Source organism: Mesorhizobium tianshanense, from assembly GCF_007830515.1.
Classification (GTDB): Bacteria; Pseudomonadota; Alphaproteobacteria; order Rhizobiales; family Rhizobiaceae; genus Mesorhizobium; species Mesorhizobium tianshanense.
Genome location: NZ_VLKT01000006.1, coordinates 149,356 through 161,703, shown reverse-complemented (window position 1 = coordinate 161,703; position 12,348 = coordinate 149,356). Strand labels below are relative to the sequence as shown.

The following is a 12,348-nucleotide window of genomic DNA, read 5'->3' as shown; positions in this document are numbered from 1 at the left end:
ACAGGACCGGCACGCAATTCTACGGCTGACCGCCGCCAATGCGGAGAACAAGATCATGCGCTATCTCGAACATGCCGAACCGGTCATCACGCTGACCGCGGGGCCGGTGAACGCCTATCCCGACGTGCTGCGCGGCCTCGGTCGCACCGTGCTCTACGACTACGACCCAGCGTTCCAGCTCTTCTACGAGGGTGTTGTCGATAAGGCGCAGAAGGCGATGCAGCTGTCGAACAAGCCGGTCATTCTTCATGGCGAGCCGGTTCTTGGCCTGGAGGCCGCAGCAGCCTCCCTGATCACGCCCGACGACGTCGTGCTCAACCTTGCTTCCGGAGTCTATGGCAAGGGGTTTGGCTATTGGGCGAAGCGCTATTCGACGCATCTGCTCGAAATCGAGGTGCCCTACAATGAGGCGATCGACCCGCAGGCGGTTGCGGAGATGCTGAAAGCGCATCCGGAAATCACCATCGTCTCCGTCTGCCACCACGACACGCCGTCGGGCACCATCAACCCGATCGACGCCATCGGCGCGCTGGTTTCGGCGCATGGCGCCTATCTGATCGTCGATGCCGTTTCGTCCTTCGGCGGCATGAAAACGCATCCGCAGGACTGCAAGGCCGATATCTACGTCACCGGCCCGAACAAATGCCTGGGCGCGCCTCCCGGCCTCACCATGATGGGCGTCAGCGAGCGGGCCTGGGGCAAGATGAAGGCCAACGAGGCAGCGCCACGCGCGTCGATGCTCAGCATCGTCGACTGGGAACATGCATGGTCGAAGGACCAGCAGTTTCCGTTCACGCCGTCCGTCGCGGAAATGAACGGGCTCGACGTCGCGCTCGACCTCTACCTCAACGAGGGGGCGGAGGCGGTGTGGGCGCGCCACGCGCTCACCGCCAGGGCCATGCGCGCGGGCGTCGCCGCCATGGGCCTGTCGATCTGGGCCGCCAGCGACACCATCGCGTCGCCGACCACGACCGCCGTGCGGACGCCCGCAGGCATCGACGAGAAGGCGCTTCGCCAGGCCGCGCGCGTCCGCTACGGCGTGGTGTTTTCGTCTGGGCGCGGCGAAACATTGGGCAAGCTGACACGCATCGGCCATATGGGGCCGACCGCCCAGCCGATCTATGCGATCGCGGCGCTGACGGCACTTGGCGGCGCGATGAATGCTTTGGGCCAGAAGCTCGCGGTCGGCAAAGGCATCGACGCGGCGCTGGCCGTTATCGACGCCGACGATTGAGATGATTTCACGGCATCACAAATCCATGGAGTACGGAAATGACTGAACGGCTTGGGGGAAAGACGGCCTTAGTTACCGGGGCCGCACAAGGGATCGGCAAGGCGATCGCCGCGCGGTTGGCCGCCGATGGCGCGACCGTCATCGTCAGCGACATCAACGCGGAAGGCGCCGAGGCGGCGGCGGCGATCGGTGGAAAGGCGAAGGCGATTGCCGCCGACATTTCCGATCCTGCTTCGGTCAAAGCGCTGTTCGCAGAGATCCAGGCCCCGACCGGGGGCATCGACATTCTGGTCAACAATGCCAGCATCGTGCCGTTCATCGCCTGGGACGACGTCGATCTCGACCATTGGCGCAAGATCATCGACGTCAATCTGACCGGCACCTTCATCGTCAGCCGCGCGGGAACAGACCTGATGCGTGCCGCCGGCAAGGCCGGACGGGTGATCAGCATTGCCTCCAACACCTTCTTTGCCGGCACGCCGAACATGGCGGCCTATGTCGCGGCCAAGGGCGGGGTCATCGGCTTCACCCGGGCAATGGCCACCGAACTGGGCAAATACAACATCACAGCCAACGCGGTGACGCCCGGCCTGATCGAGAGCGATGGCGTCAAGGCGAGCCCGCATAACGAGGCGTTCGGCTTCGTCGAGATGCTTCAGGCGATGAAAGGCAAAGGGCAACCGGAACATATTGCCGATGTGGTGTCGTTCCTTGCCTCCGACGATGCGCGCTGGATCACCGGCCAGACGCTGAATGTCGACGCCGGCATGGTACGCCACTAGCCGCTTCTAATTTTAGACCGGCGGGTTCTGCGGCTGGAAGAATTTGCCGCGCTCGGCGATCAGCACCATCACCAATGCGCCAAGCGAGACGCTGCAGAAGCCGGCGGCCAAGGGCGTCACCGTACCGTTGAAAGCCTGGCCGATCAGCGTGCCGAGCAGGCCGCCGAGGAATGTTTGCATGAAACCCAGAATGGACGATGCCGTGCCGGCCAACTGGCCGAGCGGCTCCATGGCGAGCGCGTTGAAATTCGCGCCGAGAGCGCCGAACGGGACCATCGCGCAGGCAAAGAAGGTGATGAAAAGCCAGAGCGGCATCTTCATCTGGATGGAAACGACCAGCCAGGCGAGGCTGATGGCCAGAAACAAGAGCAGCGCGCTCTGCGAGAGGCGGCGCATGCCGATGCGGCCGACAAGGCGCGAATTCAGATAGTTGGAAAAGGCGAGCACGCCGGCTATCCCTGCGAAAATCACCGGGAACATCTCACCGACGCCGAAGACGCCGACATAGATCTGCTGCGCCGAGTTGATGAAGCCGAACATCGCGCCGAAGGCAAAAGTGCTGGCGAAGGCATAGCAAAGCGCCATGCGGTTGGTCAGCACGATGCGGAAACCACCGACGATGGATGAAACCGTCAGCGGCCGGCGATATTCCGGATGCAGCGTTTCGGGCAAGCGCAGCAGCGCCCACGCCGCCACGATCAGGGCTCCTGCCGCCATGGTGACGAAGATCATGTGCCAGGTCGCGAACAGCATGATGAGCTGGCCGATGCCGGGGGCCACCACCGGGATGGCCATGAATATCATGAAGATCAGCGACATGACTTCGGCCATGCGCCGGCCATCGAACGTGTCGCGCACGATTGAGACGGCGATGACGCGAGTGGCCGCGGCGCCGATGCCTTGCACGACCCTGCACAGGATAAGAGTGGCGAATGTCGGGGCGACCGCCGCAGCAGCCGCCGCCGCGACATAGATCACCAGTCCGGCGACGAGCGGAGCACGGCGTCCGAAGCGGTCCGAGATTGGTCCAAAGAAGAGCTGCCCGCCGCCAAAGCCCAGAATATAGGCGGCAATCACATATTGGCGGTGGTTCTCATTTTCCACACCCAGCGAAGCGCCGATCTGCTGCAGCGCCGGCAGCATGATGTCTATGGCCAGTGAGTTCAGCGCCATCAATGCCGCGCACAGCGCGATGAATTCCCAGCGCGGAATAGGCAAGGTGCTTGCCTGTTGCGGCGCTTGTGCATGCTGGTCCACGGCAAAGTCCGATCTTCAAACGAAAAAGCGCCGGCGCGCCGGCGCATTCATTCGTCTTGTCTCCCGATACCAGGGAGGAAACTTTTTGCCGAGGTGGGGCTCCCCGGCGTATTCGTCAGGCGGCGCCTTTGACGCTCACGCCCTTTTCGACGAGGAACGTCTGAAGTTCGCCTGCCTGGAACATCTCGCGGATAATGTCGCAGCCGCCAACAAACTCACCCTTGACGTAGAGCTGAGGGATCGTCGGCCAGTTGGAGTATTCCTTGATACCTTGCCGCAGCTCGGCCGAGGTCAGCACGTCCACGCCCTTGTAGTCGGCCCCGATGTAGTCGAGAATCTGTACGACCTGACCGGAAAATCCGCATTGCGGGAAACCGGGCGTGCCCTTCATGAAAAGAACGACTTCGTTGCCCTTCACTTCGCTGTCGATGTAGTCGTTGATACCGCTCATGGAGAATCCTTTCACGCCTGCGAGAGTCAGGCTCGAAACATTACCCTTCAAATAAACCCATAGGTTGCCCGAAACAAGACTTTTGCCGCATCGTCACGCAAATGGCGCAAAGGACGGCCCGATATTGGGCCAAGAGCATCGGCCAGTAATTTCCCCGGGAAGCGATGAAAAGACCACACGGCGCGGCAATCCTGATTGGTGTCCTGCTCGTTACGCTCGCCTTGATCTGGTGGCTCAGGCCGTCCGCGCGCCAGCCTCTCACCGTCGGCGGCGAATTGCCCGGACCATGTCGGGATTTTAGCTTCGAGGCGGTCCCCTACATCGTCTGCGAGATCGATCTTCGCAGCTACGATGTCGCTGTCTTGCACGCCGGCGCAGACGGCAATGCCTTCGGCTCGCTGGAAAAGTTCGACAAGGCGATGTCGGGCGAGGGCAGACCGGTGCTGCTCGCCATGAACGCCGGCATGTATCATGAGGATCTGACGCCGGTCGGGCTTCTCGTCGAAAATGGTCACGAGGCGGCGCCGCTCAATCTCGCTGATGGCGAAGGCAATTTCTTCCTGGAGCCGAATGGCGTGTTCCTGGTTGGGAAGGACGGCAAGGCGGCTGTCATGGAAACGAACGCCTATGCCGCCGCAAAGCCGGATGTGGCGTTCGCCACGCAATCCGGCCCGATGCTGGTGATCGACCGCCGGCTTCATCCTCGCTTCGAGGCGGACGGCACGTCGCGTCACACCCGCAATGGCGTCGGCGTGCGTGACGAAAACACGGTCCTGCTGGCGATCTCACGCTCGCAAGTCAGTCTCGGCAGCTTTGCACGCCTGTTCCGCGATGCGCTCCACTGCCCCAACGCGCTTTTCTTCGACGGCGTGGTTTCGGCGCTGTCGAATGGCGAAAGGATGATCGTCGGCGGAAAATATCCGGCGGGGCCAATCATTGCCGTGTCGGCGAAGGAACCTGTGGCTCGCTAAAGTCGTCTCGCGGAGTTATTCCGGCACGCTGGTTTGCAGGGCGAGCGCATGCAGCACGCCGCCCATATTGCCCTTCAGCGCGTCGTAGACCATCTGGTGCTGCTGGACCCGGCTTTTCCCGCGAAAGCTTTCGGCCACCACCTCGGCCGCATAATGGTCGCCGTCGCCGGCCAGGTCGCGAATCGTCACCTTGGCGTCCGGAATGCCTTCCTTGATCAGCCGTTCGATGTCGTGCGCATCCATTGCCATGCGAGGATCCCTTGTTCAGGTCGTGATCTCATAGATATGGTCGAAAAGGCGGATGAGCCACATCGAAACGCCCCATACGATCATATTACGGGTCCACGACCTCGTTGCCCATGAAGCGAGGAAACCAGGATTCGTGGGCTGCGGTCAATTCGCTGACCGGTATCGCACGCGCCTCGCCGAGTTTCAATTCGCGCCCGCCGGTCGAGCCGATCCACGGCGCAAAGATGCCGAGCTTGCTTTGCTGTTGGCGAATGGCGTCCCATTCGTCGCTCTGTGGATCGATCGACAGCGTCAACAGATAACGGCCCTGATCTTCGCCGAACCAGACCTGGATCGGATCGGTCCCGACCAGGCCGGGGACGGTCGCGCCGATGCCGGACGCCATCGCCATCTCGGCCAGCGCGACTGCAATGCCGCCGTCGGAAACATCATGCGCTGCGGTAACGACGCCGGAGGCAATCAGCGCGCGCACATGGTCGCCGACGCGCCTTTCATGATCGAGGTCGACCGGCGGCGGCGGGCCGTCGGTGCGGCCGTGAATGTCGCGCATATAGGCCGATTGGGCGAGATGCGTCCCCCACATGGGCGGCGCGCCGACCAGCACGATCATCTGGCCCTCGGCGGCAAAGCCGATCCGCGCCATCTTCGACCAGTCGGCGATCAGTCCGACGCCGCCGATGGTCGGCGTCGGCAAGATGCCTTGCCCGTTGGTTTCGTTGTAGAGCGAGACATTGCCGGAGACGATCGGAAAGCCGAGCGCGCGACAGGCATCGCCGATGCCTTTCAGGGCGCCGACCAATTGGCCCATGATCTCGGGCCGTTCCGGATTGCCGAAATTGAGGTTGTCGGTGGCGGCGAGCGGCAGGGCGCCGGTGGCGGTAAGGTTGCGCCAGCATTCGGCGACCGCCTGCTTGCCGCCTTCGTAAGGATCGGCCTCGCAATAGCGCGGCGTCACGTCGGAAGAGAAGGCGAGCGCTTTGGCCGGATGACCATCGACGCGCACCACGCCGGCATCGCCGCCCGGAAGCTGCAGCGAATTGCCCTGGATCAGCGTGTCGTATTGCTCCCACACCCAGCGGCGCGACGAAAGGTCCGGTCCGCCAAGCAGTTTCAACAGCGCCTCGGCGACATCCGCTTGCGGTGCATCGCTGGCGGCCAGGGGCGCCGGCTTCTTCGGCTCGGTCCAGGGACGGTCATATTCCGGCGCCTGGTCGCCCAGGTCCTTGATTGGCAGGTTGGCAACTTCGTCGCCCTGGTGCAGCACGCGAAAGCGCAGATCGTCGGTGGTCTTGCCGACGATGGCGAAGTCGAGGCCCCATTTGTGGAAGATCGCCTCGGCTTCCTTTTCCTTTTCGGGGCGCAGCACCATCAGCATGCGCTCCTGGCTCTCCGACAGCATCATCTCATAGGCGCTCATCCGCTCCTCGCGCACCGGCACCTTGTCGAGGTCGAGCTCGATGCCGAGATCGCCCTTGGCGCCCATTTCGACCGCCGAGCAGGTTAGGCCAGCGGCACCCATGTCCTGGATAGCGATGACGGCACCGGACGCCATCAGTTCGAGGCAGGCTTCGAGCAGGCATTTCTCAGTGAACGGGTCGCCGACCTGGACGGTCGGGCGCTTCTCATCGATCTTGTCGTCGAATTCGGCCGAAGCCATGGTGGCGCCGCCGACGCCGTCGCGGCCGGTCTTGGCGCCGAGATAGACGACCGGCAGGCCGACGCCCTTGGCTTCCGACAGGAAGATCGCGTCAGTCTTGGCGAGCCCCGCCGCGAAGGCGTTTACCAGGATGTTGCCATTGTAGCGCGCGTCGAAATTGACCTCGCCGCCAACCGTCGGCACGCCGAAGGAATTGCCGTAGCCGCCGACGCCGGAAACGACGCCGGCAACGAGGTGTCTGGTCTTGGGATGGTCCGGCGCACCGAAGCGCAACGCGTTCATCGCCGCGATCGGCCGCGCGCCCATGGTGAAGACATCGCGCAGGATGCCGCCGACGCCGGTCGCCGCCCCCTGATAGGGTTCGATGTAGGAGGGGTGGTTGTGGCTCTCCATCTTGAAGACGACGCAGTCGCCGTCGCCGATATCGACCACGCCGGCATTCTCGCCCGGACCCTGGATGACCCGCGGCCCGCTGGTCGGCAGGGTGCGCAACCACTTTTTCGAGGATTTGTAGGAGCAATGCTCGTTCCACATGGCCGAGAAGATGCCGAGCTCGGTAAAGCTCGGCTCGCGCCCGACTAGGTCGAGGATGCGCTGATATTCGTCGGGCTTCAGCCCGTGCGCGGCAATAAGTTCCGGAGTGATCGGCACGGAATTGGAAATGGTCATGGGCGGCAATTTATATCCTTGGGATCGAGTCCCCTCTTATCGCAAGCGCGAAGGCCAATACACCCCATCAAGAGACGAAAACGATGGAAAGCCACCGGGTGCGGCAAGTAGCGAAAGATCGCTACGCGACTTGTCGATATCAAGTCGGTTCAGGAGAAACTGTCGTAGCCGGCGCGGCCTTCGTCCAGAAGCCGCCGGATTACACCGACGCCGTCCGCGATGTCCTCTCGCCGCTGCGGCTGTGAAACGCCAAAACGGACGCCATGGAAAACCTGTTCGGAACGGCCCGCCTTGAATTCGTCCTCGTCGTCGATGAGCACGCCATGTTCGAGACAGGCATTCTTGAAGGTGCCGGAAAGCCATGGATCAGGCAGGGTGAGCCAGACGAAGGGCACATTGTCCACTGCCTTGAAGTCGAACCCGGCCAGTGTCGCGCGCACGATTGCGATGCGCGCGTTGATTTCGACGATACTGCGCTTGCGCATCTCGCTGGCCTGGCCGGACAGAACCAGCCGGGTACACACTTCCGCCAGGAGGAAGGGCAGGCCACCGGTCAGCATCTTGTGAGCGATCCGGATCCGGTGGCGATAGGCCGGCGGACAGGCGAGCCAGCCGCCGCGAACACCCGCCGCGACCGACTTCGACAGGCCGCCGGCAACGATGGTCCGTTCCGGGGCATATTCGGCCAATAGCGGCGTCGGGTCGTCGGTCAGGTTGCCATAGAGATCGTCCTCGATCAGGACGACATTGTATTGGCGCGCAACACGCGCGATCGCCTCGCGTCGCGTTGCCGGCAGCGTCACCAATGTGGGGTTCTTGGCCGTCGGCATCAGGAACATCATTTTCGGGTGCTTTTGCGCACAGACCCGCTCGAAATCCTCTGGATCGATGCCGTCCTCGTCCGACGTCACCAGCGCGGTCCGGCGGCCGATCAGGCCGGCGCTGCGTGAAATCTGCGAGTAGGTGAGGTGCTCGAAGGCGATAGTGTCGCCAGGCGTGGTCAGCGCGGCAATTGCCGCCATCACCGCTGCATGGGTGCCGAGCGTCGGAACGATGCCGTCAGGTGTCGGGCGAAACGAATTTCGCGAGAGCCAGCTTCTGCCAGCCTCGAACCAGCGGGCGGGAAAATCCCGCGTGTAGCTTGAAATCTCGTAGGGATGGTCCTGCGCCGTGCGCGAGAGTACATCGGCGACAATGTCGCCCTGGCCGATGTCAGGCGCCGCCGTGCTGTCGAAGCGCAGTTTGCCGCTTGGCGCATCGATATACCGTGTGCCTTCCACGTGCGGGTTGGACGCCAGCAGATCGGTCTTGGTATCATCCGAGCGCTGGCCAAGCACGTAGGTTCCGCGCCCGACTTCGCCGCTCACCAGCCCCCGCTCGCGCAACAATTGGTAGGCACGACCGATCGTACCGACCGTCGAGCCGATGTCGTATGCCAGATCGCGCTGCGGCGGCAGTTTTGCTCCCGCACCGATCACGCCGCGGTCGATGTCGGTTTCAATGGAATCCGCAAGCCTCTGATACAGAGGACCGGAGCCGACGGTTAGGTCTGGGAGCCAATTTGTCATGGTGACAATTTTCTATATTGCACCGAATTGAGAGTCAATACATATGAAGTGCGCGACAAAAAAGTACAATTTCGAATTTCGGTAGCAAGAAAATGGATACAATCGAGTCAATCCACTATGCGAGAGCTGAATTGTTCGGAGCCCGCCCATCTGGCCGGCGAGGCTATGTCTATCGCTTGGTGCGTATGGTCAGGTCACTCGCGAGCCGGATCGGCAACCTGCTGGATCGCCGGCGCAGCCGGCTGGCATTGCTGGAGATGACCGACGATCAGCTCAAGGATATCGGTATCTCTCGCTGCGACGCCCATCGTGAGGGTCTCAGGCCGTTCTGGGACTGAAGCCGAGGGGCTTGTGTGCATCTTTGAGGAGACACGGGTTCAGGACGTCTTTTTCGTGCCTTAGCGGACGCCGGGGCTCCTGATCCGTGAGACGCCGTGATCGGCAAGCACCGCGGCTATGCATAGCGCGAGAAAAAGCCCGGTGACGACCAGGGCCGAGGCGGCGACGCTGGCCGCGCCGTTCGTGGCGACGTTGAGGAACGGGTAGGGCACTTCGCCTGATATCGGCGCCCGCGCCAGTACATAGACCAGGTAGGCGACCGGATAGACCATCCACCAGGAAATATCGCGCCACCGCGTCGAGCCATCGGCGCCTGCCATAAGCCACCACAGCACGAACAGAACCGGCGTCACATAGTGCAGCAGGACGTCGCAGAGCAGGAACAGGCCTTGCGGCTGCCAAAGGCGTGCCAGAACCGTCGCATAGACGATGAAGACCAGTGTTATAGCAACCGCCACGCCCGCCCGCATCCGCGGCCCGGCAAAAGCCGGGAACCAAGCGTAGCCACCGGGTGACAGAAGCGAAACATGCACCAGCACCGCGCCGATATTGGTCAGGATGGTGAAGAAGCTGAAGTAGAAGACGAGCGAGCCAACAAAACTACGGCCGGCTTCCATCGATGCCGGAACGGTGATGCAGATTTGCAGGACAAGCGCGGACAGACCTAGGACCAGGCCGGCGATCTGCAGGAAGCGGCTCACAGCCCTATGCGGCCGCGCCGCAGGCCGGATTGCCCGCCCACCAGCGGGCAATATCCGAACTTATGCGTGCGCCAAGCGGTTCAGCCATCAGCGGACCGAACACGTCGACGCGGCTCGAATTGCCTTGCGCCTGCACGACCAGCAACGGCTTTGCACCATAATGCTTGGCTGGGACCAGCAGGAAGCGCGGCGTGCCGGTGAACGAATTCAGCTCGTTGGCCATCTGATAGGGCTTGAAGGCAGCATCCTTGCTGGCGATCCAGCATTTGTGGGCGGCGATCGCCACCTGCTCCATGGCAAGCAGCGACGCACTCTTGCCCGAAGGCGTCGGCGCGTTCTTCGAGCCCGACTGGCAGGAAGCGAGCACAAAACCGGCGGTGGCGACGAGAGCGAGGCGGGCGATCGTCTGTCTCAGGCTCATGCGGCGCCTATTTCAAGTTCGGGAAAGATGAATGCTGAAGATATCAAGCGGCGATGCCGAGGGCACTTTCGAACAGTGCCCGGCCGTCGCTGCCGCCATGTGCTGCTTCGATCAGGTTCTCGGGATGCGGCATCAGGCCGAGCACATTGCCCTGGCTGTTGATGATGCCGGCAATGTCGTTGATCGAGCCGTTGGGGTTGGTGCCTTCGGCATAGCGGAACACGACCTGGCCTTCGCCTTCGAGCCTGCGAAGCGTCTCGGCGTCGGCAAAATAATTGCCGTCGTGATGCGCCACCGGCGAGCGGATGATCTGGCCCGGCTGATAGCGGCGGGTGAACATCGTGTTGGCGTTGGCGATCTGCAGCTTGACCTGCCGGCAGACGAATTTCAGCGATGTGTTGCGCATCAGGGCGCCCGGCAAAAGGCCGGCCTCGACGAGGATCTGGAAGCCATTGCAGACCCCTATGACCATGACGCCCCTGGCTGCCTTTTCGGCGACCGCCCGCATGACAGGCATGCGCGCTGCGATGGCGCCGCAGCGCAGATAATCTCCGAAGGAGAAGCCGCCGGGGATGGCGATCAGGTCGACATCAGGGATTTCGGTATCGGTTTGCCAGATGGTGACCGGCGGCGTTCCGGAAATCTTGGTCAGCGCCGCGATCATGTCGCGGTCGCGGTTGAGACCAGGCAGTAGGACGACGGCTGATTTCATCTCAAGCGATCTCCACCGCATAATTCTCAATCACCGTATTCGCCAGAAGCCTGTCGCACATGGCTTTCAAATCAGCCTCGGCCTTGGCCTTGTCGCTCTCCGCAAGCTCGACATCAAAAACCTTGCCCTGCCGCACCTGGCCGACGCCGTCAAAGCCCATCCCGGACAGCGCATGTTCGATCGCCTTGCCTTGCGGGTCGAGCACGCCGTTCTTGAGGGTTACGGTAATGCGAGCCTTAATCACGCTGGACATGCTCCTGTTCGAAATGTTGAGCGGCAAAATATCTCAGTGCGGCTTGCCTTTGACGCCATCGGTCGAGGCGACGAGCACTGGTCCGGCGGGACGCGGCGGCTCGTTCTCGTTCATGATGCCGAGGCGGCGGGCGACTTCCTGATAGGCTTCGACCAGCCCGCCCATGTCGCGGCGGAACCGGTCTTTATCGAGCTTGTCCTGCGTCGCCACGTCCCACAGCCGGCACGAATCCGGCGAGATCTCGTCGGCGACGACGATGCGCATCATGTCGCCCTCGAACAGGCGGCCGCACTCGATCTTGAAGTCGACGAGTTGGATGCCGACGCCCATGAACAGGCCGGAGAGGAAGTCGTTGACGCGGATGGCAAGCGCCATGATGTCATCGATCTCCTGCGGGCTCGCCCAGCCGAAAGCCGTGATGTGCTCTTCCGACACCATCGGATCGTCTAGCGCATCGGCTTTGTAATAGAACTCGATGATCGAGCGCGGCAGCACGGTGCCTTCCTCGATGCCGAGGCGCTTGGCCAGCGAACCGGCGGCGACATTGCGCACGACTACCTCGAGCGGTATGATCTCGACTTCCTTGATCAGCTGCTCGCGCATGTTGAGCCGGCGGATGAAGTGGGTCGGAATGCCCATCCGGTTGAGATGGTTGAAGATGTGCTCGGAAATGCGGTTGTTGAGCACGCCCTTGCCATCGACGACTTCGTGCTTTTTCTTGTTGAAAGCGGTCGCGTCGTCTTTGAAGAACTGGATCAGCGTTCCCGGCTCGGGTCCTTCATAGAGGATCTTGGCCTTGCCTTCATAAATGCGGCGGCGATTTTTCATCTGATTTTTTCTCTGGATTTCCGGGCAGGCGGCAAACGACCAGTTCCTGTCCGCCTGCCTAAATTAGTACGGCAACGGTAGGGTTCAATGGCGGTGTCTATCCCAATCGCACTGTTTGCTCAATCGGCAAATCCTTTCAATCAACCGCTTTCCGGAATGAAATGCCGCAGCGCAGCACGTGACGTAGCATATTGACCGGCCTGCGGCCTTTTGGTTTGTGCTGCGGCAACACACATATTCAACTAGCAGCGAATCG

General features: G+C 62.1%; 14 protein-coding genes. 4 read left to right on the top strand and 10 right to left on the bottom strand.

Features of this window, described 5'->3' with window-relative positions:
* Positions 1–55 precede the first annotated feature (55 nt).
* Both ppaT and pldH read left to right on the top strand, forming a co-directional pair.
* Positions 56–1,234, top strand: coding sequence for a pyridoxamine--pyruvate transaminase (gene ppaT / locus IQ26_RS06785; RefSeq protein ID WP_145715136.1), 1,179 nt, complete (start codon positions 56–58; stop codon positions 1,232–1,234).
* A 38-nt stretch (positions 1,235–1,272) separates the two neighbouring features.
* The gene (gene pldH, locus IQ26_RS06780) at positions 1,273–2,016 is read left to right on the top strand and encodes a pyridoxal 4-dehydrogenase, SDR-type (RefSeq protein WP_145715134.1); all 744 of its coding nucleotides are present in this window, start codon (positions 1,273–1,275) and stop codon (positions 2,014–2,016) included.
* A gap of 12 nt (positions 2,017–2,028) precedes the next feature.
* Here pldH and IQ26_RS06775 read toward each other — a convergent pair whose 3' ends face one another.
* Together IQ26_RS06775 and grxD are read right to left on the bottom strand one after the other, a co-directional pair.
* Positions 2,029–3,273, bottom strand: a complete 1,245-nt coding sequence (locus IQ26_RS06775) for a multidrug effflux MFS transporter (RefSeq protein ID WP_145715132.1) — start codon at positions 3,271–3,273, stop codon at positions 2,029–2,031.
* Positions 3,274–3,388: 115 nt separating this feature from the next.
* On the bottom strand, positions 3,389–3,724 hold the full coding sequence (gene grxD / locus IQ26_RS06770) for a Grx4 family monothiol glutaredoxin (protein ID WP_145715131.1): 336 nt from the start codon (positions 3,722–3,724) through the stop codon (positions 3,389–3,391).
* Positions 3,725–3,888: 164 nt separating this feature from the next.
* On the opposite strand from grxD, the gene IQ26_RS06765 reads away from it, so the two are divergent.
* Complete coding sequence (locus IQ26_RS06765) at positions 3,889–4,695, top strand: phosphodiester glycosidase family protein (RefSeq protein ID WP_145715128.1); 807 nt, start codon at positions 3,889–3,891, stop codon at positions 4,693–4,695.
* A 15-nt stretch (positions 4,696–4,710) separates the two neighbouring features.
* On the opposite strand, the gene IQ26_RS06760 is transcribed toward IQ26_RS06765, so the two are convergent.
* The 3 genes from IQ26_RS06760 to IQ26_RS06750 all read right to left on the bottom strand — a co-directional run bounded on the left by IQ26_RS06760 (position 4,711) and on the right by IQ26_RS06750 (position 8,838).
* Positions 4,711–4,944: a BolA/IbaG family iron-sulfur metabolism protein gene (locus IQ26_RS06760; RefSeq protein WP_023798252.1), complete on the bottom strand. Its 234-nt coding sequence runs from the start codon at positions 4,942–4,944 to the stop codon at positions 4,711–4,713.
* Between the two features lie 85 nt (positions 4,945–5,029).
* Entirely contained in the window at positions 5,030–7,270 is a 2,241-nt protein-coding gene (gene purL, locus IQ26_RS06755) for a phosphoribosylformylglycinamidine synthase subunit PurL (protein ID WP_145715126.1), read from the bottom strand.
* Positions 7,271–7,419: 149 nt separating this feature from the next.
* Positions 7,420–8,838, bottom strand: a complete 1,419-nt coding sequence (locus IQ26_RS06750; RefSeq protein ID WP_145715124.1) for an aminotransferase-like domain-containing protein — start codon at positions 8,836–8,838, stop codon at positions 7,420–7,422.
* Positions 8,839–8,930: 92 nt separating this feature from the next.
* Here IQ26_RS06750 and IQ26_RS06745 point away from each other — a divergent pair, with 92 nt between their 5' ends.
* Positions 8,931–9,176 carry a DUF1127 domain-containing protein gene (locus IQ26_RS06745; RefSeq protein WP_145715122.1) on the top strand — a complete coding sequence of 82 codons (246 nt, stop codon included), beginning with the start codon at positions 8,931–8,933 and terminating at the stop codon, positions 9,174–9,176.
* 60 nt (positions 9,177–9,236) lie between these two features.
* On the opposite strand, the gene IQ26_RS06740 is transcribed toward IQ26_RS06745, so the two are convergent.
* From IQ26_RS06740 to purC, 5 genes are read right to left on the bottom strand one after another with little or no spacing between them, the layout of a single operon-like run.
* Positions 9,237–9,878: a Pr6Pr family membrane protein gene (locus tag IQ26_RS06740; RefSeq protein WP_145715120.1), complete on the bottom strand. Its 642-nt coding sequence runs from the start codon at positions 9,876–9,878 to the stop codon at positions 9,237–9,239.
* Positions 9,879–9,882: 4 nt separating this feature from the next.
* Positions 9,883–10,299, bottom strand: a complete 417-nt coding sequence (locus IQ26_RS06735) for a hypothetical protein (RefSeq protein ID WP_145715118.1) — start codon at positions 10,297–10,299, stop codon at positions 9,883–9,885.
* Between the two features lie 43 nt (positions 10,300–10,342).
* Positions 10,343–11,011, bottom strand: a complete 669-nt coding sequence (gene purQ, locus IQ26_RS06730) for a phosphoribosylformylglycinamidine synthase subunit PurQ (protein WP_145715116.1) — start codon at positions 11,009–11,011, stop codon at positions 10,343–10,345.
* A 1-nt stretch (position 11,012) separates the two neighbouring features.
* Positions 11,013–11,255, bottom strand: coding sequence for a phosphoribosylformylglycinamidine synthase subunit PurS (gene purS, locus IQ26_RS06725; RefSeq protein WP_145715228.1), 243 nt, complete (start codon positions 11,253–11,255; stop codon positions 11,013–11,015).
* A gap of 42 nt (positions 11,256–11,297) precedes the next feature.
* Positions 11,298–12,092 carry a phosphoribosylaminoimidazolesuccinocarboxamide synthase gene (purC, locus tag IQ26_RS06720; protein WP_145715114.1) on the bottom strand — a complete coding sequence of 265 codons (795 nt, stop codon included), beginning with the start codon at positions 12,090–12,092 and terminating at the stop codon, positions 11,298–11,300.
* Positions 12,093–12,348: the final 256 nt, after the last annotated feature.